This window comes from Vicinamibacterales bacterium (genome assembly GCA_041659285.1).
Classification (GTDB): Bacteria; Acidobacteriota; Vicinamibacteria; order Vicinamibacterales; family UBA2999; genus 12-FULL-67-14b.
Window position 1 is genome coordinate 361,658 of the sequence record JBAZYO010000001.1, and the last position, 24,281, is coordinate 385,938.

Below are 24,281 nucleotides of genomic sequence, written 5' to 3' on the forward strand. Positions count from 1 at the left end.
GGGTCCGGAACCATGCGGGATGTGGCCGTCATGGACCGTCCGCGCGAGAAGCTGGCGCGGAGCGGCGCCGAGGCGCTCGGCGACAACGAGTTGCTGGCCCTGGTGCTGGGAGCGGGCACCCGCGACCGGGGCGCGCTGACCGTGGCGCAGGACGTGATCGCCGCGGCGGGCGGCCTGCCGGGCCTGGTCCGGCTTGGCCTGGATGATCTGGATCGGGTGTCGGGCATCGGGGAGTCCCGCGCCGCGCGCGTGCTGGCGGCCGTGGAACTGGGCCGCCGCACCCTGACGAGGGACGCGCCGGAGCGGCCGCGAATCCTGTCGCCGGTGGCCGCCGCGGAGTACCTGATGCCGCGGTTTTCCGGGTTTCACGTGGAGCGGTGCGGCGTGATGCTGCTGGACCAGAAGCAGCGGCTGATCCGGGCCACGGTGATCTCAACGGGGACGCTCGACAGCGTGGCGGCGCACCCGCGCGAGGTGTTCCGGGCCGCGGCGGTGGCGTCGGCGTGGAGCGTGGTGGTGTTCCATAACCACCCGTCGGGGGATCCGATGCCGAGCGCGATTGATCGCCTGGTGACGCGGCGCCTCGAGATGGCCGGCGAGGTGATGGGGATCGAGCTGGGCGATCACATCATCCTGGGAGACGGGACGTACTTCAGCTTCAAGGAAGAATCGAAACGGTGACCATCCTCTACTTCGACTGCTTTGCCGGCGCGGCCGGAGACATGATCCTCGGCGCGTTGCTCGACGCGGGGCTGCCGTTCGACGAGCTGAAGCGCGCGCTGGGCAGTCTCGCCGTCGATGGCTGGGAGGTCTCGGTGGACCGGGTGATCAAGACCGGCGTGACGGCGACCAAATTCCGCGTCCACCCGCTTTCGCTCGCGCAGCATTCATCGGCGAGCTTCAGCGAGGTCACGCCGAAGCGGCCTTCGGCCGCGAAGGCGGACGAGCATGCCAATGTGGCGTCCGGCTTCAGCCGGACCGACGGGCACGCTCACGACCACGGCCATCACCACCCGCCTTCGCCCGCGGGCCACACACACGGGGGCTCCGGCGCGGCAAGCCATGCCCACGGGCACCACTCGTTGAAGGAGATCGAGGCGGCGATCGGGCGGTCGGCATTGTCGGCGGCGGGGAAGGCCAGGGCCACTGCCATGTTTCATCGCCTGGCCGAGGCCGAGGCCGCCATCCATGGCATGTCCGTGGACGAGGTCCATCTCCACGAAGTGGGCGCCATCGACTCGATCATCGACATTGTCGGCGCGGTGTTCGCGCTCGAGTGGTTTGCCGCGGACCGCATCGTCGTGTCGCCCTTGAACGTCGGGGGGGGCATGGTGAAGTCGGCGCATGGCGTGTTCCCGGTGCCGGCACCGGCGACGGTGGCGCTGCTGAAGGACGCGCCGGTGTACTCGAGCGGCATCCAGGCGGAACTGCTCACGCCGACCGGCGCCCTCATCCTGACGGAATACGCGTCGTCGTTCGGGCCGGTCCCGGCCATGCGCGTGTCTCGCGTCGGCTACGGCGCCGGCGATCGCGAACTGGCCGAAACACCGAACGTCGTACGGGTCCTGGTTGGCGAGGGTGCGGCTCTCGAGCCCCAGGCCCCACGCCCCAGACCCCACGTCGTTGTCGTCCTCGAATGCGAGATCGACGACATGAACCCGCAAATCTTCGGCCCGCTGATGGACACGCTTTATGCCGCCGGCGCGCTGGAGGTGTTCTATTCGTCGGTGCAGATGAAGAAGAACCGCCCCGGCACGCTGATGACGATCGTGGGGAAGCCGGAGCACCGCGAGGCGCTGACCGAGATCGTGTTCCGCGAGTCCACGACCATCGGCGTGCGCTACCAGGAGATGTCCCGTGATTGTCTGGACCGCGAGATGGTCACGGTGGCCACGGCGGTCGGGCCCGTGCGCTTCAAGGTGGCGCGCCGCAACGGCCAGATCGTCAACGCGCAGCCCGAGTTCGACGACCTCGCGAAACTTGCGGCCGAGACGAGCATCCCAATCAAGGAGATTCAGGCGTTGGCACACAAGGCATGGTTGGAGCGATGAAGTTTTTCCTCACCACCGCAATCGACTTCGTCAACAGCCGGCCCCACCTGGGCACGGCCTACGAAAAGGTCACCGCCGACATCATCGCCCGCTATCGCCGTCTCGCGGGGTTCGACACCCACTTCCTGATGGGCAATGACGAGCACTCGCAGAACGTCTTCCGCAAGGCCGTGGAGCAGGGGAAGGATCCGCTCACCTACTGTGACGAGATGGAGGTGGTGTTTCGTGACGTGTGGAAGCGCCTCGACATCTCGTTCGACGACTTCATCCGCACCTCGGACCCCAAGCGCCACAAACCCGCGGTGCGGAAGATGGCGCAGGCGTGCCTCGACAACGGCGATATCTACGAAGGCTCGTACGAGGGCTTCTACTGTGTGGGCTGCGAGGCGTTCAAGCAGGAGAAGGACCTCGTTGACGGCAACTGTCCGCTCCACAACACCAAGCCCGACTGGATTCGCGAGAAGAACTGGTTCTTCCGTCTGTCCAAGTACCAGCAGCCGCTGCTGAAGCATTACACCGAGCATCCGGAGTTCATCGAGCCGGAAATCCGGCGCAACGAAATCCTGCGGTTGGTCGAGGGCGGGCTGGATGACATCTCGATGTCCCGCGCCGGCCAGTCGTGGGGCATCCCGCTGCCGTTTGATCCGGCGAGCGTCGTCTACGTGTGGTTCGACGCGTTGATCAATTACGCCGCCGCGGTGGGCTACGGCTGGGACGACGAGCGGTTCCGGCAGTGGTGGCCGGCGAACCTGCACATTGTCGGCAAGGACATCACGCGCTTCCACTGCGTGATCTGGCCGGCCATGTTGATGAGCGCCGGCCTGCCGCTGCCTGGCCAGGTGTTCGGCCACGGCTGGGTGTATTTCAAGGGCGAGCGCATGAGCAAGACGATGGGGAACATCGTCGATCCGCTGGATGCGGCGGAGCGCTTCGGGCCCGATCCGCTGAGGCTGTACCTCGCCAAGGAGATTCCCTACGGCGGCGACGGCGACTTCACGTGGGAGCGGTTCGAAGAGAAATACAACGCCGACCTGGCGAACAACCTCGGCAATCTGGTCAACCGCGTGGCCTCGATGAGCGAGCGTTACCAGAAGGGCGTCATTCGGCCGGCGGGCGGCGGATCGCTGGCGGCGATGGCCGCTGAGAACGTGGCGGCCTACAGGGCGGCGATGAACGTGCACGCCCTGCACGAGGGCGCGGCGGCGGCGTTCCGCCTGATCAGCGGCGCTAACAACTACATTGCCGAAACGCAACCGTGGGCCCTCGCCAAGGACCCCGCGAATGCGGATCGCCTGAACGGCGTGCTCGCCGACATTGCGGAGTCCGTTCGCATTGCGGCCGTCATGCTGTCGCCGATCATGCCCGCCTCGGCGACCGAGATCCTGCGGCGTTTGGGCGACACCGCGCCGGCCGCCGGCCGGCGGTTGGACGCCGACACCGCATGGCGGACGTCGGGCGAGAAACAGATTCTGAACGCCGGGGCCCTGTGGCCCCGCATTGAAGCCGACAAGGGAGTTGTGACCGTGACTGACGAGACGCCAAAGCCGACCGAGACCGCTGCCGTGCCACCACCAACTGTTGCGCCCGCCGCCGCCGCGGTCGCTGCGCCTGCTCCCGCTCCCGCCGTAGCTGAGGCGCCTGCGATCATCACGATTGATGATTTCATGAAGATTCAGCTGAAGGTCGCCAAGGTGCTCGAGGCTGAACGGATGCCGAAGTCGCAGAAGCTGCTCAAGCTGAAGGTTGACGCCGGTGAGGCGGAGCCGCGGACCATTCTCGCCGGCATCGCCGAGTCGTACGAGCCCGAAGCCATGGTCGGCAAGACGATTGTGATCGTGGCCAATCTGGCGCCGCGCAAGATGATGGGCCTGGAATCCAACGGCATGGTGCTCGCGGCGAGTCCCGAGGGCGGCGCTGCGTTCGTGCTGAACGCCGAGCCCGCCACGCCGGGCACGCGAGTCAGATAGCCCAGGAATTCAAGAAGGGCGCCTGACCCCAATCATCCCTATGACTGATTCACACTGTCATATCGCCGGCGAGGAGTTCATCGCCGACCTCGACGCCGTGGTTGAACGGGCGCGGGCGGCGGGCGTGCGGCGCGCGCTCGTCATTCTTGCCGCGGAAGACGACGCCGAGATCGCGCGGGTGGCGACGGTGTCGGCGGCGTGGCCGGAGTGCCGGTTTGCGGTAGGCATCCATCCGCACCACGCGCATTTGTTTGCCGCGAATCCGCAGGACGCGGCCGCCGCCGTGGCGGCCCGGCTCGACGCGCTGCCGCTGGCGCGCGCCGTGGGTGAGATCGGGCTCGACTACCACTACGACTTCTCGCCCCGCGACGTGCAGCAGGCCGTGTTCCGGGCCCAACTCCAACTCGCGCGCGGCCGCGACCTGCCCGTGGTCATCCACACCAGGGAAGCGGAAGACGACACGCTCCGGATCCTTGCCGAGGAGGGCGGTCCCCGGCTGCGCGGCGTCTTTCACTGCTTCACGGGCGACGCCGCCGCCGCCGGCCGCGCCCTGGCGACCGGTTTCTACCTGTCGATCCCCGGCGTGGTCAGCTTCCCGAAGGCCGAGCCGTTGCGGGAGGCGCTGCCGGGCGTGCCCGCCGACCGGTTGCTGGTGGAAACCGACAGCCCGTACCTGGCGCCGGTGCCGCATCGCGGCAAACGCAACGAGCCCGCGCACGTGGCGACCGTCGTCGCCCGGGTCGCGGCGGCGCGCGGAGTGCCGCCGGAAATGGTCGGCGCCGAAACCGATCACAACTTCGATGTGCTGTTCCGGCCCTAGGCCGCAGATGACGCAGCTGACACAGACGCACTCCTGGCCGGGCCCCGCGCGCGGCACCCGCGCGTGGGTGGCCTGACATCGCCGCAAAGTCCAGAGCTGCAAGCATTAACAGGCGGTCGCTTTCGTTGACACCGCCGCCTTCGTATGGTGAGATTAACGGACGTGTCTAACGCCGCACCACGGACCCAAGCGGACCTGCTTCAGCTGTTCGAACCCGTACGCGACGACCTCGAGGCCGTCGAACGGGAGTTCGCCCGGCAGGTACAGTCACAGATCCAGGTCATTCCCGAGATCGGCAACTACCTTCAGAAGAGCGGCGGCAAGCGCGTCCGCCCGGCCGTGCTGCTCATGGCGTCGCGCCTGTGCGGCTACACCGGCCCGCGCGCCATCCTGAACGCCGCGGTGGTCGAGTTCATCCATACCGCCACGCTCGTGCACGACGACATCATCGACGATGCCGACGTCAGGCGGGGGCGTAAGGCCGTGCATTCGCAGTGGGGCAATGACGTCACCGTGCTGGCCGGTGACTTCCTCTACATCAAGTCGATGGCGATGGCGCTCACCCAGGACACGCTCGACGTGGTCCGGTTGCTGTGCGACGTCACGCTGCGGATGATCGAAGGTGAGCTCTATCAGCTCACCAAGAACGGCGTGGTCGATCTGACCGAGAACGAACACTTCGACATCATTCACCGCAAGACCGCCTACTTGTTCGGCGGCTGCGCGCAGATCGGCGGCATCCTCGGCGAAGTTGGCGCCGAGAAGGAGCAGGCGCTGCGCGAGTATGGCTTCGGCCTGGGGACGATGTTCCAGCTGGTGGACGACCTGCTCGACTTCACGGGCGCGGCCGAGATCATCGGCAAGCCGGTTGGCGGCGACCTGCGCGAGGGCAAGATCACGCTGCCGATCATCCACCTCCTGGAGCACGGCGGCGCCGAGGCCGACGACCTGGTCCGCAACGCCGTGCGCGCCCGCGACGTGAGCGTCGAAGATTGGGCCCGCATCAAGGCCCTGCTCGCCGAGCATCGTTCGCTCGACTACGCCTACGATCGCGCGGTCGAGTTTGGCGAGACCGCCAAGCGACAATTGCGCCAGTTCGCGCCCAGCCGCGAACGCGAAGCGCTGATGGCGCTCGCCGACTACGTCTTGCTACGAGACCGGTAAGCCGGCCACAGAGACACCGAGTCACAGAGAAATTCCTAATCTTTGGGAGCACTAAGAACCGTGGCACTTAAGAAGAACTTGTCTTCTCTGTGTCGCTGTGTCTCTGTGGCAGACCTGTGACGCCTGCTCGCAGAATCGAAAAGCTCCGCCAGGAGATTCGCAGGCACGAAGAGCTCTACTACATGCATGCGGCGCCGGAGATCTCCGACGCCGAGTTCGACGCCCTGATGAACGAGCTCAAGGCCCTCGAAGCGGCGCACCCCGACCTGCTCACCCCTGACTCTCCGACGCAGCGCGTCGGCGGACGCCCCTCCGAAGGCTTCACCACGGTCGAGCACCTGCAGCCCATGCTCAGCCTCGACAACGCCTACAACGAAGAGGACCTGCGCGCCTTCGACGAGCGCGTGCGCAAGGGCCTGGCGATCGAGGCGTCGCCGTCATATGTGGCGGAGCTCAAGATCGACGGCCTCAGCATCGCGCTGACCTACCAGGACGGCCGGCTGGTGCGCGGGGCGACGCGCGGCGACGGCTCGCGCGGCGAAGAGGTGACCACCAACGTGCGCACCGTGCGCGCGATCCCGCTGTCGCTCAAGCACGGGCCCGGCGGGCTCGTCGAAATTCGCGGCGAGGTCTACCTGCCGAAGAAGGCCTTCGAGCGGATGAACCAGGAGCAGGAAGCGGCCGGCGAACCGCTCTACGCCAATCCGCGAAACACCGCGGCCGGGGCCATGCGTAACCTGGACCCGTCACTGGTGGCGAAGCGCGGCCTCGCGGCGTGGATGTATCAGGTGGTGAATTCAGGCCAGGCCACGGACGCGCCGTTACATGCGGTGGTGCTCCAGAACCTCAAGGCCTGGGGGCTGCCGGTGGAGCCGCACTGGAAGGAATGCGACGGCATCGAGGCCGTGCTGGCCTTCTGCGAGGAGTGGCGCGAGAAACGCGCGAACCTGGCCTTTGAAACCGACGGCGTGGTGATCAAGCTGAACGACGGCGGCCTGCGTGAGCGCCTCGGCTCGACGTCGAAGTTCCCGCGCTGGGCCACCGCCTTCAAGTTCCCGGCGGAGCGGAAGGTGGCGATGCTGCATGCCATCGAGGTCAACATCGGCCGCACCGGCGCCGCCACGCCGTACGCCGTGCTCGAACCGACGGTGGTGGCCGGGTCCACGATTTCCATGGCCACGCTGCACAACCCCGACGACATCATCCGCAAGGACATCCGTCCGGGCGAACCGGTGATCATCGAGAAGGCGGGCGACGTGATCCCGCGGGTGGTCGGGCCTGCCGACCCCGCCGCGGCCGATCGGCCGGCGCCGTGGGTGATGCCGACCGCGTGCCCGGTGTGCGGTAGCCCCCTGCACAAGCCGGACGACGAGGCCGTGTGGCGGTGCGAGAACAGCTCCTGCCCGGCGAAGCTCCGGCGCGGCCTCGAGCACTTCGCGTCGCGCGGCGCCATGAACATCGAAGGCATGGGGGAGTCGCTGATCGCCCAGCTGACGGAATCCGGCCTGGTGAAGAGCATCGCCGACATCTACCTCCTCACCGCCGAGGCACTCGAAGGTCTCGACCGGATGGGCCAGAAGTCGGCCGCCAATGTGATGCGGGAGATCGAAAAGTCGAAGGGCAACGAGGTGTGGCGGCTGCTCTACGGGCTGGGCATCCGCCACGTCGGCGAACGCGGCGCGCAAGTGCTGGCCGATCACTTCGGATCGATTGCCGACATCGAGCGCGCCTCGCTGGAGGAACTGCAGCAGGTGCGGGAGATTGGCCCGGTGCTGGCCGAGGCGGTGCGGACCTGGTGTGACGAGCCGCGCAACCGCGAGCTGCTCGAGCGCCTGCGCGCCGCCGGCCTGACGACGACGGGCGAGCGCAGGGTGGCGCCGGCCGGTCCGCAGCCGCTGGCGGGCCGGACGTTTGTGATTACCGGCGAGATTACCGGGATGACGCGCGACGAAGCGCAGGCCAAACTCGAGGCGCTCGGGGCCAAGGTCACCGGCTCGGTCAGCAAGAAGACCAGCGGCCTGATTGTCGGAGCCGAACCGGGTGCGAGCAAGCTCGAGAAGGCGACCAAGCTGGGCATCGTCACGCTGGACGAAGCAGGGTTCCTGGCCCTCCTGGACTCGTCGGCCTCCTGACCTCCTCCCTTATAATGAGGCCATCATGACGCGGCATTTTGCGTGGACCACCGCGATCCTCACCGGCATCATCGGCGTGCTGCTTGGCATGGTCGTGACCACGCCGCGCGGGTCGGTGACGGCCCCCGGCCAGGCCGTTGGCGCGGTCGCGGCGGCGCCGGCGGCGGCCATCACGCCGGCGGCCGAGGCGGCCCCCGTGGCGTCCGCCACGTCCATCAACTTCGCCGACATCGCCGCGCGGATTAATCCGGCCGTCGTCAACATCGACGCGACCGCCCGCAGCCGGCGCGCCCGCCGGCTGTTGGAAGCCGGGGCGCCGCGCAGCGAGGATCCCTTCGACCTGGGCCGGCGCGGCAGCGACGTCCCTCGCCGCGGCACCGGCACCGGGTTCCTGATCGACGCGGCCGGGCACATCCTCACCAACCATCACGTGATTGAGGGCGCGGAGCGCCTCACCGTGAAGCTGGCCGACGGCCGCAGCCTGCGCGCCGAGGTGGTGGGGTCGGACCCCGACACCGACATCGCCCTGATCAAGGTGGCGGGGACCACGCCGTTTCCCCACGCCACGCTGGGGGATTCCACCGCGTTGCGGGTCGGCGAGTGGGTGTGCGCCATCGGCAACCCGCTGGCCTACGAACACACCGTGACCGTGGGCGTGGTCAGCTTCATCGGCCGCAAGCTGTTCGACGCCAGCCTCGACAACTACATCCAGACCGACGCGGCGATCAGCTTCGGCAACAGCGGCGGGCCGCTGATCAACGCGCGCGGGCAGGTGATTGGGATCAACGCCGCGATCAGCCGGCAGGCCAGCAACATCGGCTTCGCCGTGCCGAGCAACCAGGCGCGGGACATCCTCCCGCAGTTGAAGGCGCTCGGCCGGGTTGAGCGGGGCTACATCGGCGTTACCCTGCGCGACGTCGATCCGGACGTGCAGGCGTCACTGAAGCTGTCGCGCGGGGATGGCGCGCTCGTGCAGGACGTCACCGCCGGTTCGCCCGGCGCCCGCGCCGGCCTGCAGCCGTACGACGTGATCGTGTCGGTGGACGGCGACCCGGTGCGCACCCACGACACGCTGATCCGGGAGATTGCCGCGCGCCTGCCCGGCACCAGCGCGCGGCTGCAATATGTGCGCGACGGCCGCGCGCGCGACGTCTCGGTCAAGCTGGCCGAGCGTCCGCAGCGGGCGACCGATCGCCCGGTGTCACCGGCCGAGCGCTCGGTGCAGCGCACCGGGCCGGGCGAGCTGGGGTTGAGCCTGGTCGAGATCGACGACAGCAACGCGCACCGCTTCGACATCCCGTCGGGCATGACCGGGCTGCTGGTGCAGCGGGTCGAGCCGCTGTCGGTGGCCTACGATGCCGGCATCACGCGCGGTGCCATCATCCTGGAAGTCAACCGCCAGCCGGTGAAATCGATCGCCGGCTTCCGCCGCGTGGTCGGCGCGTCGGAGCCCGGCGACGTGCTCGCGGTGTTCCTGTACGACCCCGACGCCGACGCCCGCGCCATCCGCACCGTTCGCACGGAGCAACGGTGAAGCCACGCATCCTCGTGATTGATGACGAGTCGGCGATTCGCGACTCGCTGAAGATGATCCTCGAGTACGAGGGCTATGAGGTGATGCAGGCGGCGACCGGCGAAGAGGGCGTCAAGCTGGTGGAACGCGAGGCGCCGGACCTGGTCTTCCTCGACATCAAGATGCCGGGCATGGACGGGCTCGAGGTGCTGCAGAAGCTCGAGCACATGGTCGAGACCACGCCGATCGTCGTGATCTCCGGCCACGGCGACATGGCCACGGCGGTCAAAGCGACCAAACTCGGCGCGTTCGATTACATCGACAAGCCGCTGGCCCAGGACCGCGTGCTGGTCACGGTGCGCAACGCCGTCGACACCCGGCGCATCAAGACCGAGAACAAGAGCTATCGCCGCGACGCCGAGAAGAAGCACCAGATCGTGGGCGACTCGCCGTCGCTGGCGGTGGTGCGCAATGCCATCCAGAAGGCCGCGCCGACCAACGCCACGGTGTTGATTTGGGGCGAGAGCGGTGTCGGCAAGGAACTGGTGGCGCGCGCCATCCATCGCGACAGCCTGCGGCGCGACGGCGCGTTCGTGCAGGTCAACTGCGCCGCCATTCCCGACGAGCTGATCGAGTCGGAGCTGTTCGGGCACGAGAAGGGCTCGTTCACCGGCGCCACCGACCGCCAGATCGGCAAGTTCGAGCAGGCCGACAAGGGCACCATCTTCCTCGACGAAGTCGGCGACATGAGCCTGAAGACGCAGGCCAAGGTGCTGCGCGTGCTGCAGGAGCAGGAGCTCGAGCGGCTGGGCAGCAACCGCATCATCAAGGTGGACGTGCGCGTGATTGCCGCCACCAACAAGAACCTCGAGGAAGAGATCGATCGCCACACCTTTCGCGAGGACCTCTTCTATCGCCTGAACGTGGTGCCGATCCACGTGCCGGCGTTGCGCGACCGGCGCGACGACATCCCGGCGCTGGTGCGCCACTTCGCCGACCTGTTCGCGCGCGACAACAACTTCCACCGCAAGACCTTCACCGCCGCCGCCATGGAGCGGTTGAGGCAGCAGCACTGGCGCGGCAACATCCGCGAGCTGCGCAACTTCGTCGAGCGCCTCGTGATCATGACCAGCGGCGAGGCCATTGACGCCCGCGACATCCCGGAAGGCGGCGCCATTCGCGGCGACGCGCCGATGCTGGCCGGTGGTGAGGTCGTGGCGGCGCCGGAGGCCCCGGCCTGGATGCAGGCCACCACCCTCCAGGAATTCAAGTCCGGTTCGGAACGTGCGTACCTGGTGGCCAAGCTGAGAGAGAATGGATGGAACATCTCGAAGACGGCCGAGGTGATCGATACGCCGCGCAGTAATCTGTATAAGAAGTTGGAGCAATACCAGATTTCGCAGGAACGGGACGGACAAGGCAGTTAGGCGTTTGCATACGCCGCAGTGAGCCGGGTAATCGCTGCCGCCGGTAACCCCGCCGGAGCTCGCGATCGAAAGGTCGAGAGCGAAGGCGGGAAGTGCCGGCGGGAGAGGAAAGTCCGAACTCCACAGGGCAGTGCGCCGGGTAATTCCCGGGCGGGGCGACCCGACGGACAGTGGCACAGAAAATATACCGCTCCGCCGGAGCCCGAGGCCGCAAGGCCGAGGGCAAAGGCGAGTAAGGGTGAAATGGTGGGGTAAGAGCCCACCGCGCTCCTGGTAACAGGAGTGGCAGGCCAAACCCCGCACGGAGCAAGACCAAATAGGGAAGCGCTTGATGGCGGCCCGCCTAAAGCTTCCGGGTAGGTTGCTCGATCCCGTCAGCAATGCCGGGACTAGAGGAATGATTACCCTCATGGCGCTCGCAAGGGCGTCATGGGACAGAATTCGGCTTACAGGCTCACTGCGGCACTTTTCAGGGAAGGGAACACCGCGACCGTATGGCCCATTATCTCGTTACGGGTGGAGCAGGCTTCATCGGCTCGCACTTGTCAGCGGCACTGCTCTCATCCGGGCACCGGGTTCGGGTCGTCGACAACCTGGTCACCGGCTACCGCCACAATCTGCAGGAGGGCGTCGAGTTCACCAACGCCGATCTCGCCGATCCGGCGGCGGCCGCCGCGGCGGTCGCGGGCGTTGACTTCGTGCTCCATCAGGCCGCCATTCCCTCGGTGCCGCGATCGGTGAAGAACCCGGCCGAATCGCATCGGGCGAACGTGGATGGCATGCTCAATGTCCTGATCGCCGCGCGGGATGCCGGCGTCAAGCGGGTGGTCTTCGCCGGGTCGTCCTCCGTCTACGGCGATCAAGCCGTCCTGCCGAAGCGCGAGGACATGCCCACCAAACCCATGACCCCCTACGCGCTGCAAAAGCTGGTCAGCGAGCAGTACGGGCAGATGTTCACGCGGCTCTACGGCCTCGAGGTGGTCACCACGCGCTACTTCAACGTGTTCGGGCCGCGGCAGGACCCGGGTTCGCCGTACTCCGGCGTGATCTCGCTGTTCATCAAGGCGCTGCTCGAAGGCACGCGGCCGGTGATCTACGGGGACGGCGGCCAGACGCGCGACTTCACGTTCGTGACCAACGTCGTTGATGGCGTGTTGCGCGCCGCCGCGACGCCTGGCGTCGGCGGGGAAGTGTTCAACGTCGCGACCGGGGGCCGGGTGTCGTTGAACGAGCTGCTCGCGACCTTGAAGAAAATCCTGGGGTCGAACGTCGAGCCGATTTACGAGGACCAGCGCATGGGCGACGTGCGCGACTCACAGGCCGACATTGCCAAGGCCGAGCGCCTCCTCGGCTACCGCCCGACGGTGACGCTCGAAGACGGGCTGCGCCAGACCGTGGCCTGGTTCGAAGCCAGTAGCGGCACGCGGCCGTCGGTGTAGATCGCCGTCAGCGTCTCGCCGTCGATCTCCAGCGCCGAGGCGCGGCCGTTGTAGGCGCTCGCCAGCATCCCCGTATCGATGAGCACCGCGCGGCCACCGAAGCGGACCGTGATCCGGCGGTCGGGCGTGGGGGTGTGGCCGGTGACGAACCGCTGGGCGCCATAGCGCTCCAGGAGGGGGGCGAACGGCCCGCCGGTGGGGTCGTCCGGCAGCGTCGCGAGGCCGCGGTACCAGAGCGCGCCTTCGGCGGCGACGGATGTCCAGGCGTCGATCTTCAGGATCTCCTGCGCCTCGATCAGTAACGACACGTTCAGCTTGGATCGATCCGGCTCCTTGCCCACCGCTTGCGCCGCCGCGATCAGCGCGTTGGCGACGCCAATCTCATGCGACGCAACCTGCAGCACCTCCTGGAGCGTGAAGAAGGGCAGCGCGAGTTTCAGGTCCACCAGGCGCTCGACGAACCGATCCATCCGCCGGATCTCGTCGCGCACGCGGACGTTGACCTCGTCGGCCGTCGCCGGCGCCGTCGCCGCGGCAAAGCCAGCGTGCATGAAGATCGATCCGGCGTATTGCAGGAGCATGGGCTTGTCGCGGAGCCAGGCGCCGTACTTGCCGCGCGGCCCCATCGCGTCGTGGTACTCGACCCACCCGGCGGGATGCGTCGTCAGCCACGCCTCGCGGGTTTGCGCATACACCGCCGGAACGGGTTCGCCCTTCGCGGCCCTGGCGGCGCCGAGCGCCGCGTACTGCGTCCACGCCTCTTCCCGGCGGGCGTCTGACTTGGCGTCGGCGAACGTGGCGAAGATCTCGCGGGTGACGTCGCGGGTGTCGCCGATGAGGTTCATTACCTCGTGATTGCCCAGCAGCGCGAGGGCGCGGCCGCCGGCGCTCTTGGCCTGCGGCGCGAGCGCCATCAGCAGGTCGAGCACCGCGCGGGTGTGCTCGCCCCGGTCCATGTAATCGCCGGTCTGGATGAGTTGTGCGCGCCCCCCGGACCACCGTCCGTCGGCGCCGATGAGGCCGGCGGTGGTGAGGATGCTCTTGAGGCTGTCGATGGCGCCGTGAATGTCACCGATGGCGACAATGCGCGGCGCGCCCTGCGCGGTGAGCGGCGGGGCGGGCCAGCACAGCAGTGCCCCCGCGAGGAGGGCGGCGAGAATCCGCATCCCTAATCGTAGAACACAGACTCGCCGCGCTTGGCGACCATTTGCTTGATCTGCTCGGCCATTCTGTCGCGCCGCAGCAGGATGGCCTTCTTTTCCTTATCGCCGACCCAGTTGTCGAGCGCCTGGTCGAGGTCCTCGAGCGTCAGCGCCGCCATCTTGGTCCACAACTGGCGATCGACGCGGCCGAGTGGCGCCATGCCCTTGAGGTCCTTCTTGTCGGTGAAGGCGCGCGAGTGGTCGATCAGGAACAGGTGCCAGTCGTCGTCGTAAATCAGGTTGCCCTGGTTACGATCGATGTTCGCGATCAGCTGGTCGAACATCTTCATGCGCGTGAGCTGCAGGCTCCACTTGGGTTCCGGTCCCTGCGGCGGCTTGGTGACGCTCCAGCCCTTGACGTTCTCGATCCACAACCCGGCGGCGCCGGTCCGGCCGTCGATCCTGCGTTCGACGATGGGCGGGACCATGTGGAGGTCGAGCCTGCGGTCGAACTTGTAGGCGGCGATCTCCGCCTTGTAGCTTTCCATGAAGCCCTTGCTGTAGCCGGGCGTGAGCGGCTTCCACACGAAGCGCGCGGCGGGTCCGCCGGGCGCGAGCACGGCGCGAAACGGTTTGGTGACGCCGATCGGCACCACCTCCATCTTGACGACCTCGCCGTCGAGCAGGAACTTCTCGATCACGTCTTCGTGCCCGGTCCACACCAGCGAGCACTGGACGATCCGCTCGGTGACCGGGTTCTGCGCCGAGGCCGTTGTGCTGAGCACGGCCGCGACCGCCAGTGCCATCACGCCGCCTGGGAGTAACACGAGTCTACGCATGCATCACCTGTGTGCCAGCCGGCGGTCGTTGGGAGGCCCGGTACGTTCGCGGCCCACACCGGCTGAATCGCACGGATTGTAACAGGCCTGCGGGAACCACGGTTGCAAACGAGGCAACGCCGGTTGTCGCGCGCGCGTCACGGAAACGGGCCGGAATTATCGAGTCGCGGCCGTGTCGATGATCCCGGGTTGGCATCGCGCAGTGCCCTGATGCCTCTGCCGGAATCCCCGGAATTCCACAACACCTGCGCCGTGAACCACTTGCGGCGAACGGTCCCGCCAGGTGCGCGGCTTGCTCCAGCAAGGGCCGACTGCGCGGGCCTTTTCGCTGTCAGCCGCCTGACCGCCAAGTTGTCGTCGAAACCGCTCGCTCAGTCATTGAAACGCAAATCACCAAATCACCAAATCACCAGATCACCAAATGAAGAGGAGACCCATCATGCGAACACCCCTTTCGACCGCCCTCGCGCTGTGCACGCTGCTCATGGCCGCATCCCCCGTCATCGCCGCACCGTCGCAGAACCCGGCGCCGGTGGCCGAGAAGGCCGCCCTCAACCTCAACGCGGCCACGCTCGACCAACTGGAGACGCTGCCGGGCATTGGCCGCAAGGTGGCCGAGCGCATTCTCGAATATCGCGCCAAGAGCGGCGGCTTCAAGAAGGTCGAGGAACTGATGAACGTGAAGGGCATCGGCGAGAAGAGTTTCCTGAAGATCAAGCCGCTCATCACCGTGCCGAAACCCGACAAGGCGAGCGGTGTGGACTAGCAGCCGCGGTGTGGCACTGGTCGATGTGCTGGCCGCCACCGGCCTGAGCCTGGTGATGGCTGCCGTGGCGGTGCCGGTGGTCGGTGGCACGCTCGATCGCGAGCACGTGATCGTGGGTGCCGAGTATCTGGCCGCGCACGTGCAGCGCGCCCGGCTCGAATCGCTCAAGCGCGCCACCTCGGTGGCGGTCCGCTTGACGGTGGTCAACGATCGCACGGCCGTCCAGCTGTTCGTTGACGGCAACGGCAACGGCGTCCTGCAGAAGGACATCGACCGCCGGGTCGATCCGGCGCTGACGGCTCTCGTCTGGCTGAACGATCACGCGCGCAACGTGTCGCTCCGGATCAACCAGGGCATCGACGCTGTGGGTGGCGGCGCGGCTCTGGCGCCCGGTGATGACCCGCTGCGGATTGGTAACACCGCGTTGGTGTCGTTCAGTCCGTCAGGGAGCTCGACCAGCGGCACGGTATACCTTGCCGCTCACCGCGGACCGCAGATGGCGATTCGAGTCTACGGCGCAACGGGCCGCGTCCGCGTGTTGATGTTCGATGCGCAGGCGCGGGAATGGCGGCCGTAGCCGTCGAGGTCATCGAACGGCGCCGCGAGCGCCGCATCGCGGGCGGAGGGCCGCGCTTCGGCGCCGGCGCGGTCCTCCGGCCCGGTCAAACCGTCGTGCTCGTCAACATCAGCAGCCGCGGCGCCCTCGTGGAATCGGAGTCGCGACTAAGGCCCGGCGCGCGCACCGAGCTCCAGCTCTGCGGCGGCGGCACGCGCGCGAGCGTGACGGGCCGCATCGAACGGTGCCAGGTGGTGCGTCTCGATCCGGTTCGGTATCACGGCGTGATCGTGTTCGAAGAGCGCGTCGACATCGGCGCGTCCATCGAGGGTAGCGAGTAGCGCGTCCCCGGGACGCGCAGCGCGGGGGACATCGTGATGGGGAACCGCATACCCGGACAGAGGCCAGGGAGTGACGAATGCCGGACAAGACGCGCCGAAATCTGACGACTCTTTGCCGAGACGACTTGGCATCGGCTTTGGTAGCCGTTCCATCACTCGTCACGGGGAGGGTCGCCATGAGGGCCGGGGTCAAAGTCACGACAGCAACAGCAACAGGCGCCATCGGCAGGCAGGCACGGTCGGCCGATCGGCGCAGCGGCATCCTCTCGCTCGTCCGGCATGTCGCCGCGGATCTCATCACGACCACGGAGCGGCGGAATTTGCCGCGGTTTCTAACCGCGCGGCTCAGCCAGCTCGCCGGCGTCCGCAGCATCCGGCTGAAGGAACTCTCGGCATCGATGCCGACCCGGTCGCTCCAGCCAGTGCGGGCGCGGGATTACGTGGCCTATGTCGTGCCGGTGAAGGAACCCGGCCGGCAGGTGATGCTCGAAGCCGCCTTCAGCCCGCACGGCGGCCCCGACGCGTGGACCTGCCAACTGATTGAGACCGCTGCGCACCTGGCCTCGGTGCTGATGGAGGCCGAGCGCCTGGCCAACACCCCGCCGCCGCTGACTGCCGCCGAGCGTGACGGGGCCGCGCCGCTGATTGGATCCAGCGAGGTGATGCGCGCGCTTCGGGATCGCGTGGAACGGGTCGCCAGCACGGACTTCACCGTCCTCATCGAAGGCGAGAGCGGAGTGGGTAAGGAACTGGTGGCCCGTCAAATCCACGAACTCGGCCGCCGCCGGCAGGGGCCGTTCGTGGCCATCAATTGCGCGGCGCTCGTGGAAACGCTGATCGAGGCGGAGTTGTTCGGCATCGAGGAACGCACCGCCACCGGCGTTCGTGGCCGCCGCGGCAAGTTCGAGCATGCTGACGGCGGCACCCTGTTCCTGGACGAGGTCTCCGACCTGTCGATGGCGGCGCAGGCGAAGTTGTTGCGGGCCATTCAAGACTTCACGGTGGAACGCGTTGGCGGCAACGGCGTGCGGCACATCAACACGCGGATTGTGGCGGCGACCAACCGGCCGCTGTCGGGGCTGGTCGAGCGCGGCCTGTTCAGGACGGACCTGTTCTATCGCTTGAGCGGCGTCGAGATCGCCGTGCCGCCGCTGCGCCGGCGGAAGGGCGACATCCTGGAGCTGACGCAGTACTTCCTCGCGCGCCACGAGGGCCGGGGCCGCCTGAGCATGACAGCCGCCGCCGTTGACGCGCTGATCGCGTACGACTGGCCCGGCAACGTCCGCGAGCTGGAGCGCATGCTCGAAGGCGCCATCGCCACCGCGGAGTCGCGGCAGATCAGCCTGGACGACCTGCCGGTCAGCCTGCGCGGCACCTACGGTGACGTGCTGGTGCCGGCGTTCCGGCTCGGCGACACCATGCGGGCCTGGGGCAGCCGCTACGCGCGCCTCGTGCTCGAGAAGAACGCGGGCAACAAGCGGCAGGCGTGCCGCATGCTCGACATCAGCTATCACACGCTCAACGCGTATCTCAGGTATCGCCCGGCGCCCGCCTTGCTGTCGTCAGAACCGGCGGGGCCGGCGGGCGACGTGGCGGCGCCGCGCTGATGGGGCCGGCGGAAGCCGGACGCCACATGTTCACTGGTTCGCCGGAAGCCTCCGGCAAGTGGAAGGCGGCGAGGCGGGGCGGAGGTGCCGTGCGGTCATGCGCCGATCTTCGGGACGTGGTCGGAGGAAGTCATGGGTCGAAGACTGTTGTTGGGAGTTGCTCTGCTCGCCGGGATCGTCACGCCCGGCGCGTGGCTCGAGGCGGCGCCGCGCAAGGCGGCCGTTGAGACGAAGTTCACGCTCGGCTGGGTGGGTGACGAGCCCACGCTGCGCGTCGAAGGGCGCGGCGTGAAGTTCTTCAAGCGGGTCGGACGCGACAAGGTGGCCATTCGCGTCGAAGTGCCGGGGGACGTCGTGGAGCTCGAGGCCGAGATGAACGGCGCCGTCCGGATTGGCCGCCAGGGCCGGTTCCTGCGGTTGCAGATGAAGGACCACTTCGAGGCGAGCATCGCCAAGGTGCAGAAGCTCACGGTGGGTTCCCGGGCGCTCGACGGCCTGGAGGGCCTGGTCGCCTCGCTCCAGGCCGACGGTCGGCAGGAAGCGCGCTCCGTGATGACTTCGTACGCACTCCTGCATGCGGTGCGAGGCAGCGCCGGGCCCATCGCCGCCGTGGCCGCCACCGTGAAGGCGGCGGCAACGGGCCGCAGCGTACGCGCCGCCTCGACCGCTCGGGAGGAAACTCCCTTCGCTTGCTGGGCCGAATACGCCGTCAACATGGTCGACTACGTCGTCGAGTTCAATTCCTGCGTCGACAGTTACTGGTGGATTCCAGGCTGGCCCGCGGTGTGCGCGTTCCAATTCACCGTGCAAGCCGAGCTCGCCTGGTTCTGGGTTCTGAGTTGCTCGGGAGGGATGCCGGTTTAGACTCAACGCAACTGACGAAGGAGGCGTTTCATGCTGCTCTGGATCCTCGGTGAGGTTGTCGTCGGTCTGTTGGTTTCAGGAATCGTGGCAGGTCTGGTGGTGGGTGCGGCCCGGCAGTCGGTCGATGGCGCGGGTGCGTGGGTCGCCGTCATCATCACCGTCGCCTCCATTCTCGCCAGCGTCATCGTGGGCGAGCGGATGCGCCGGCGCCGGCTGAGCCCGTGAGTCGCCTTGACCGTGACGGAGCGGCATAGTACCTTTCGGGGGTTCACTCCAATCGGGTGACCCCCCTCATTAAATGACTGATTCCGCTCACGCTCCTCTCAAAAGAACCCCGCTTCACGGCTCGCACGTCGCGCTCGGCGCCCGCATGGTCCCCTTCGGTGGCTGGGACATGCCGGTGGAGTATTCGGGCATCACCGCGGAGCACATGGCCGTGCGGACCGCCGCCGGCCTGTTCGACGTCTCCCACATGGGCGAGGTCGAAATCGCCGGCAAGGGCGCCCTCGAGGCCGTCCAGCACATCACCAGCAACGACGCGTCGAAGCTGCAGGTGGGGCAGATCCAGTATTCGGGCCTGACGTCGCCCGAAGGCACCTTCGTGGACGACCTGCTGGTCTACCGCTTCGGGCCGTCGCACTACCTGCTGGTGATCAACGCCGGCAACATCGACAAGGACTGGGCGTGGATTTCGGCCAAGGCCCACGAGGCCGTGCCCGGCGTGGCCACGGTGAACTCGAGCAGCCGCTACGCGCTGATCGCCATCCAGGGCCCCAAGGCGCAGGAGATCCTGCAGACCCAGACGGAAATCGACCTGCAGGCCATCAAGTATTACTGGTTTGCGCACGGCGAGGTCGCCGCCGTCCGCGGCACGGTGTCGCGCACCGGTTACACCGGCGAAGACGGCTTCGAAATCATGATCCCGCCCGCGATGGCGCCCACCGTGTGGGATGCGCTGCTGCAGGCCGGGAAGCCGCACGGGTTGATCCCGGCCGGCCTCGGCGCCCGCGACACGCTGCGCCTCGAGGCCTCGATGCGCCTGCACGGCAACGACATCGACCAAACCACCACCGTGGTTGAAGCGGACCTCGGGTGGATTGTCGGCTGGAACAAGCCGGAGTTCCTCGGCCGCGACGTGCTGCACGCGCAGAAGGCGAACGGCACGGCGAAGACGCTGGTCGGCTTCGAGATGACGGAGCGGGCCATCGCCCGTCACGGTCACTCGGTGTTCCACAACGGCCAGCCAGTCGGTGTCGTCACCAGCGGCACCCAGACGCCATTCCTCAAGAAGGCGATCGGCATGGCCTACGTGCCGCCCGCGCTCAAGGCTCCCGGCACTGAATTCGAGATCGACATCCGCGGCCGCCGCGCCAAGGCGGTAGTTGTTCCCATGCCCTTTTACAAACGTCCCAAGAAGAGCTGACCCATGTCCTATCCAGCCGACCTCAAGTACACGAAAGAGCACGAGTGGATTCGCATCGAAGGTGACACCGGCGCCGTCGGCATCACCGACTTCGCCCAGCAGCAGCTCGGCGACGTCGTCTACGTCGAACTGCCGGAGGTCGGCTCGACCCTCACCGCCGGCCAGGTGTTCGGGACCATCGAATCGGTGAAGGCGGTGTCGGAACTGTTCGCGCCGGTCACCGGCGAAGTGGTGGCCACCAACGGCGAGCTCAAGGATCGCCCCGACTTCGTGAACAGCAAGCCCCACGACACCTGGATGGTGAAGGTGAAGCTGGCCAACCCCGGTGAGGCGGCGGCGCTGATGGATTCGGCCGCGTACGAAAAGCTCATTCAAAAATGAAGCAGGTTCCTTTTCTCGAGCCCCTCGACACGTTCGCCCCCCGTCACATCGGCCCGCGCGGTAACGACGTGGCGGCGATGCTCGAGGCCGTCGGCGCCTCGTCATTGGATCAGCTCATCGACGAAGCCATCCCCGCCAGCATCCGCCTCACGGCGCCGCTGAACCTGCCGCCGGCGGAAAGCGAATCCACCTACCTCGCGCGCCTCAAGGGCATTGCGAAGAAGAACAAGGTGTTCCGCAGCTTCATCGGCCTCGGCTATTCCGATACGCTCACGCCCAGCGTGATTCGCCGGTGCCTGTTCGAGAACCCGGGCTGGTACACGCCCTACACGCCGTACCAGGCGGAAATCGCGCAAGGCCGCCTCGAGTCGCTCCTCAACTTCCAGACCATGGTCACCGACCTGACCGGGATGGCGGTGGCGAACGCCTCGCTGCTCGACGAAGGCACGGCGGCGGGCGAGGCCATGACGCTGCTGCACCGCGTGCAGGGCAAGAAGCTCGGCGCCGCCAACGGCACGTTCCTGGTGTCGGACCGCTGCTTCCCGCAGACCATCGCCGTGCTGCGCAGCCGCGCGGAACCGCTCGGCATCGCGCTCAAGATCGGCCCGGCCAACCAGATGAACCTGGACGAGCCGGCAGTGTTCGGCGCGCTCGTGCAGTACCCGGACGAGGCGGGACGCCTCGAAGACCTGAAGCCGTTCATCGACCGGGCCCACGCCGCGGGCGTGCGTGTCGCGGTGGCGACGGACCTGCTGGCGCTGGCGCTGGCGACCTCGCCGGGTGAAATGGGCGCCGACGTGGTGTTCGGTAACTCGCAACGCTTCGGCGTGCCGCTGGGATTCGGCGGGCCGCACGCGGCGTTCTTCGCCACCAGCCAGGAATACGTGCGCCACATGGCGGGCCGCGTGATCGGCGTGTCGGTTGACGCGCACGGTCATCGCGCCTACCGCATGGCGCTGCAGACGCGCGAGCAGCACATTCGCCGCGAGAAGGCGACCTCGAACATCTGCACCGCGCAGGCGCTGCTCGCCAACATGGCGGCGATGTACGCCGTGTATCACGGTCCCGAGGGGATCAAGGCGATTGCCTCGCGCGTGCACACCTTCGCGCGCTCGCTCGAGGGCGCGCTGGCGTCGCTCGGCTACCAGCAGTCGAACCTTCACTACTTCGACACGCTCCGGGTCAAGACCGATGCGGCGAAGGTGAAGGCGATCCGCATCGCGGCGGAACAGTACCAGCTCAACTTCCGCTACGTCGGCGACGCCGAAGTGGGCATCTCGCTCGATGAAACGGTGACGACCACGGACCTGGCCGCCATTCTCGAGGTGTTCGCGTCGGCGGCCGGCAAGCAGGGCGCGGCGGCGGTCGCCGACCTGAGCGCGGCGCAGACGCCGTCGTGGCCCGAGGCGCTGCAGCGCCAGAGCGCCTACCTCACGCACCCGGTGTTCAACACGCATCGCTCGGAATCCGAGATGATGCGCTACATCCGCAGCCTCGAGCGCAAGGACGTCGGCCTCGACACCTCGATGATCCCGCTCGGCTCCTGCACGATGAAGCTCAACGCGGCCACCGAGATGTATCCGGTGTCGTGGGAGGAGTTCTCGCGCATCCATCCGTTCGCGCCCGAGGATCAGACCGAGGGCTACCGGCAGATTTGCGACGAACTGGCGGCGGCGCTGTGCGTGATCACCGGCTTCGCGGCGGTGTCGCTGCAGCCCAATTCGGGCGCGCAGGGCGAGTTCGCCGGCTTGGCGGTGATGCGCGCGTATCACCAGTCGCGCGGTGATGGCGCTCGCGATGTGATCCTGATCCCCTCGTCCGCGCACGGCACCAATCCGGCCAGCGCGGTGATGGCCGGCTTCAAGGTGGTGGTGGTCGCCACCGACGCCAACGGCAACGTCGATGTGGCGGATCTGAAGAAGAAGGCCGAGGAGCACGCCGCGGATCTCGCCGGCCTGATGATCACCTATCCCTCGACGCACGGGGTGTTCGAGGATTCAATTCGCGACATCTGCGCCGCCATTCACCAGTTCGGCGGCCAGGTCTACATGGACGGCGCCAACATGAACGCGCAGGTGGGGCTGACCAGCCCCGCCACGATCGGCGCCGACGTGTGCCACCTCAACCTCCACAAGACCTTCGCCATTCCGCATGGCGGCGGCGGTCCGGGGATGGGGCCGATCGGCGTCGCCAAACACCTCGCGCCGTTCCTGCCGGGACATCCGCTCGCCAAGGTGGGCGGCGCGAACGCGATTCCGCCGGTCTCCGCCGCCCCGTGGGGCAGCGCCAGCATCCTGCTGATCTCGTATGCCTACATCCGCATGCTGGGCGCGGCCGGGGTGACGGATGCGACCCGCTTCGCCATCCTTAACGCCAACTACATCAAGTCGCGGCTCGAGCCGCACTACGACGTGCTCTACACCCGTGACAACGGCCGCGTCGCGCACGAGATGATCTTCGACCTGCGGGCGTTCAAGGCCAAGGGCGTGGAGGAAGGCGACGTCGCCAAGCGCCTGATGGACTACGGCTTCCACGCGCCGACGGTGTCGTTCCCCGTGCCGGGCACGCTGATGATCGAGCCGACGGAGAGCGAACCGAAGGCCGAGCTCGATCGCTTCTGCGACGCGCTGATCGCGATCCGCACGGAGATCGAGGACGTGATCACCGGCAAGGCGGACGCGAAAGACAACGTGTTGAAGCACGCGCCGCACACCGCGGCGGCGGTGACAGCCGACGCCTGGCCGCATGCCTACTCGCGCGAGACGGCGGCGTATCCGCTGCCGTGGGTGAAGGCCGGCAAGTTCTGGCCCAGCGTGGGCCGCATCGACAACCCCTACGGCGACAGAAACCTGATGTGCATCTGTCCGCCGATCGAGTCCTACCAGTAGTGCCAGGAGGGCGGCACTTCAGTGCCGCCCTCACTTCGCGACGGCCGTCAGGCGTTCCGCTTGCCGGCGATACTCCGCCAGCAACTGCCTGGTGATGGGCCCAACCCGCCCGTCACCAATCGTCTTGTCGTCCACCTGGACGATGGGCACGATCTCTTTGGTCGTGCTGGTGAAGAAGGCCTCATCGGCGCCGAACAGATCCGCGTCTGTCAGCGGCCTCTCCTCGCAGCCGATGCCGATGCCGGCGCCCACCTCGATCGTGAACGCGCGCGTGATGCCGGCCAGCAGGCCGGCGTCGAGCGGCGGCGTCTTCACCGCGCCCTTCGACACGATGAACAGGTTCGACTGCGCGCACTCGGCCAGCTCGCCACGATAGTTCCTGAAGATGGCCTCCGCCGCGCCGGCGCGGATCGCCTGCTGCATCCCCAGCGCGTTGTTCAGGAGGTTGTTGCTCTTGATCAGCGGCGACACCGATTCGGGGTGGTTGCGGATCACGTCGGTCACCATCACCACCTTGACGCCCTTCTCGTAGTGCGCGGCCGGTGCGGGCGGCAGCGGCTTCGCGATGATCACGAGGGACGGGGTCGGGCATGCCGCGGGGTCGTAGGTAATCTCGCCCACGCCGCGGGTCAGCAGGATGCGGACATAGGCGTCGTTGCTTGCCGCGCCGGAGCCTTGCGCGGAGGCGGGCCCCAATCCCGCTGCCGTCATGGTGTCCAGCGATCGTCGCTCGATCTCGGCATCTGAAAACGGGACATCCAGCCCGATGCGCGCCGCCGACGCGCGCAGGCGCGCCTGGTGGCGGTCGAACAGGAACGGCACGCCGTGATAGGTGCGGAAGACCTCGTAGACGCCCTCCCCATAGAGAAAGCCGTGGTCGTAGACCGGTATGACTGCGTGGGCGGCGTCGGTGATCACGCCGTTGACATTGACGTATGCGCTCATCTTCGACGAGCGTACC

General features: G+C 67.4%; 21 protein-coding genes and 1 other RNA gene. 19 read left to right on the forward strand and 3 right to left on the reverse strand.

Going from position 1 to position 24,281, the window contains the following annotated elements; genetic code table 11:
- Positions 1-12: 12 nt before the first annotated feature.
- From radC to WC815_01700, 10 genes are all read left to right on the forward strand, one after another.
- Entirely contained in the window at positions 13-681 is a 669-nt protein-coding gene (gene radC / locus WC815_01655) for a DNA repair protein RadC (GenBank protein ID MFA5907460.1), read from the forward strand.
- On the forward strand, positions 678-2,051 hold the full coding sequence (larC, locus tag WC815_01660; GenBank protein ID MFA5907461.1) for a nickel pincer cofactor biosynthesis protein LarC: 1,374 nt from the start codon (positions 678-680) through the stop codon (positions 2,049-2,051). Before radC ends, larC begins: the two co-directional genes overlap by 4 nt.
- Positions 2,048-4,018: a methionine--tRNA ligase gene (gene metG / locus WC815_01665; protein ID MFA5907462.1), complete on the forward strand. Its 1,971-nt coding sequence runs from the start codon at positions 2,048-2,050 to the stop codon at positions 4,016-4,018. Before larC ends, metG begins: the two co-directional genes overlap by 4 nt.
- 40 nt (positions 4,019-4,058) lie before the next feature.
- On the forward strand, positions 4,059-4,838 hold the full coding sequence (locus WC815_01670; GenBank protein ID MFA5907463.1) for a TatD family hydrolase: 780 nt from the start codon (positions 4,059-4,061) through the stop codon (positions 4,836-4,838).
- Positions 4,839-5,000: 162 nt separating this feature from the next.
- Complete coding sequence (locus tag WC815_01675; protein ID MFA5907464.1) at positions 5,001-6,002, forward strand: polyprenyl synthetase family protein; 1,002 nt, start codon at positions 5,001-5,003, stop codon at positions 6,000-6,002.
- 116 nt (positions 6,003-6,118) lie between these two features.
- Positions 6,119-8,134 carry an NAD-dependent DNA ligase LigA gene (gene ligA, locus WC815_01680; protein ID MFA5907465.1) on the forward strand — a complete coding sequence of 672 codons (2,016 nt, stop codon included), beginning with the start codon at positions 6,119-6,121 and terminating at the stop codon, positions 8,132-8,134.
- 25 nt (positions 8,135-8,159) lie between these two features.
- Positions 8,160-9,668: a trypsin-like peptidase domain-containing protein gene (locus tag WC815_01685; protein ID MFA5907466.1), complete on the forward strand. Its 1,509-nt coding sequence runs from the start codon at positions 8,160-8,162 to the stop codon at positions 9,666-9,668.
- Entirely contained in the window at positions 9,665-11,074 is a 1,410-nt protein-coding gene (locus WC815_01690) for a sigma-54 dependent transcriptional regulator (protein ID MFA5907467.1), read from the forward strand. The genes WC815_01685 and WC815_01690 overlap by 4 nt, the downstream gene beginning before the upstream one ends.
- Before the next feature lie 15 nt (positions 11,075-11,089).
- Positions 11,090-11,539, forward strand: an RNA gene (gene rnpB / locus WC815_01695) — RNase P RNA component class A.
- Positions 11,540-11,568: 29 nt separating this feature from the next.
- A complete protein-coding gene (locus WC815_01700; GenBank protein MFA5907468.1) occupies positions 11,569-12,513 on the forward strand; it encodes an SDR family oxidoreductase in 945 nt (314 codons plus the stop codon).
- Here the strand turns inward: WC815_01700 and WC815_01705 are convergent.
- On the reverse strand, positions 12,426-13,679 hold the full coding sequence (locus WC815_01705; GenBank protein ID MFA5907469.1) for a metallophosphoesterase: 1,254 nt from the start codon (positions 13,677-13,679) through the stop codon (positions 12,426-12,428). The two genes, WC815_01700 and WC815_01705, sit on opposite strands and share 88 nt — an antisense overlap.
- Before the next feature lie 2 nt (positions 13,680-13,681).
- Positions 13,682-14,494 carry a hypothetical protein gene (locus tag WC815_01710; GenBank protein MFA5907470.1) on the reverse strand — a complete coding sequence of 271 codons (813 nt, stop codon included), beginning with the start codon at positions 14,492-14,494 and terminating at the stop codon, positions 13,682-13,684.
- Between the two features lie 439 nt (positions 14,495-14,933).
- Here WC815_01710 and WC815_01715 point away from each other — a divergent pair, with 439 nt between their 5' ends.
- From WC815_01715 to gcvP, 9 genes are all read left to right on the forward strand, one after another.
- On the forward strand, positions 14,934-15,260 hold the full coding sequence (locus WC815_01715; GenBank protein MFA5907471.1) for a helix-hairpin-helix domain-containing protein: 327 nt from the start codon (positions 14,934-14,936) through the stop codon (positions 15,258-15,260).
- A gap of 10 nt (positions 15,261-15,270) precedes the next feature.
- Positions 15,271-15,837, forward strand: a complete 567-nt coding sequence (locus WC815_01720) for a GspH/FimT family pseudopilin (GenBank protein ID MFA5907472.1) — start codon at positions 15,271-15,273, stop codon at positions 15,835-15,837.
- On the forward strand, positions 15,825-16,157 hold the full coding sequence (locus WC815_01725) for a hypothetical protein (protein MFA5907473.1): 333 nt from the start codon (positions 15,825-15,827) through the stop codon (positions 16,155-16,157). Before WC815_01720 ends, WC815_01725 begins: the two co-directional genes overlap by 13 nt.
- Before the next feature lie 176 nt (positions 16,158-16,333).
- Complete coding sequence (locus WC815_01730; protein MFA5907474.1) at positions 16,334-17,764, forward strand: sigma 54-interacting transcriptional regulator; 1,431 nt, start codon at positions 16,334-16,336, stop codon at positions 17,762-17,764.
- Between the two features lie 132 nt (positions 17,765-17,896).
- The gene (locus tag WC815_01735; GenBank protein MFA5907475.1) at positions 17,897-18,628 is read left to right on the forward strand and encodes a hypothetical protein; all 732 of its coding nucleotides are present in this window, start codon (positions 17,897-17,899) and stop codon (positions 18,626-18,628) included.
- 30 nt (positions 18,629-18,658) lie between these two features.
- Positions 18,659-18,853 (forward strand): hypothetical protein, encoded by a 195-nt coding sequence (locus WC815_01740; protein MFA5907476.1) that lies wholly within the window; start codon positions 18,659-18,661, stop codon positions 18,851-18,853.
- 73 nt (positions 18,854-18,926) lie between these two features.
- Positions 18,927-20,051, forward strand: a complete 1,125-nt coding sequence (gene gcvT / locus WC815_01745; GenBank protein ID MFA5907477.1) for a glycine cleavage system aminomethyltransferase GcvT — start codon at positions 18,927-18,929, stop codon at positions 20,049-20,051.
- 3 nt (positions 20,052-20,054) lie between these two features.
- Positions 20,055-20,432, forward strand: coding sequence for a glycine cleavage system protein GcvH (gene gcvH, locus WC815_01750; GenBank protein MFA5907478.1), 378 nt, complete (start codon positions 20,055-20,057; stop codon positions 20,430-20,432).
- On the forward strand, positions 20,429-23,320 hold the full coding sequence (gcvP, locus tag WC815_01755; protein MFA5907479.1) for an aminomethyl-transferring glycine dehydrogenase: 2,892 nt from the start codon (positions 20,429-20,431) through the stop codon (positions 23,318-23,320). The genes gcvH and gcvP overlap by 4 nt, the downstream gene beginning before the upstream one ends.
- A gap of 30 nt (positions 23,321-23,350) precedes the next feature.
- Here gcvP and WC815_01760 read toward each other — a convergent pair whose 3' ends face one another.
- Positions 23,351-24,265 (reverse strand): aminotransferase class IV, encoded by a 915-nt coding sequence (locus tag WC815_01760; protein ID MFA5907480.1) that lies wholly within the window; start codon positions 24,263-24,265, stop codon positions 23,351-23,353.
- Between the last annotated feature and the right edge of the window lie 16 nt (positions 24,266-24,281).

Coding starts and splice junctions, on each gene's coding strand:
- WC815_01740 (MFA5907476.1), top strand. CDS start 18,659: ATGCTGCTCTGGATCCTCGGTGAGGTTGTCGTCGGTCTGTTGGTTTCA.
- WC815_01670 (MFA5907463.1), top strand. CDS start 4,059: ATGACTGATTCACACTGTCATATCGCCGGCGAGGAGTTCATCGCCGAC.
- WC815_01730 (MFA5907474.1), top strand. CDS start 16,334: ATGAGGGCCGGGGTCAAAGTCACGACAGCAACAGCAACAGGCGCCATC.
- WC815_01700 (MFA5907468.1), top strand. CDS start 11,569: ATGGCCCATTATCTCGTTACGGGTGGAGCAGGCTTCATCGGCTCGCAC.
- WC815_01705 (MFA5907469.1), bottom strand. CDS start 13,679: ATGCGGATTCTCGCCGCCCTCCTCGCGGGGGCACTGCTGTGCTGGCCC.
- WC815_01735 (MFA5907475.1), top strand. CDS start 17,897: ATGGGTCGAAGACTGTTGTTGGGAGTTGCTCTGCTCGCCGGGATCGTC.
- WC815_01725 (MFA5907473.1), top strand. CDS start 15,825: ATGGCGGCCGTAGCCGTCGAGGTCATCGAACGGCGCCGCGAGCGCCGC.
- gcvP (MFA5907479.1), top strand. CDS start 20,429: ATGAAGCAGGTTCCTTTTCTCGAGCCCCTCGACACGTTCGCCCCCCGT.
- WC815_01710 (MFA5907470.1), bottom strand. CDS start 14,494: ATGCGTAGACTCGTGTTACTCCCAGGCGGCGTGATGGCACTGGCGGTC.
- WC815_01715 (MFA5907471.1), top strand. CDS start 14,934: ATGCGAACACCCCTTTCGACCGCCCTCGCGCTGTGCACGCTGCTCATG.
- gcvT (MFA5907477.1), top strand. CDS start 18,927: ATGACTGATTCCGCTCACGCTCCTCTCAAAAGAACCCCGCTTCACGGC.
- radC (MFA5907460.1), top strand. CDS start 13: ATGCGGGATGTGGCCGTCATGGACCGTCCGCGCGAGAAGCTGGCGCGG.
- metG (MFA5907462.1), top strand. CDS start 2,048: ATGAAGTTTTTCCTCACCACCGCAATCGACTTCGTCAACAGCCGGCCC.
- WC815_01760 (MFA5907480.1), bottom strand. CDS start 24,265: ATGAGCGCATACGTCAATGTCAACGGCGTGATCACCGACGCCGCCCAC.
- WC815_01685 (MFA5907466.1), top strand. CDS start 8,160: ATGACGCGGCATTTTGCGTGGACCACCGCGATCCTCACCGGCATCATC.
- gcvH (MFA5907478.1), top strand. CDS start 20,055: ATGTCCTATCCAGCCGACCTCAAGTACACGAAAGAGCACGAGTGGATT.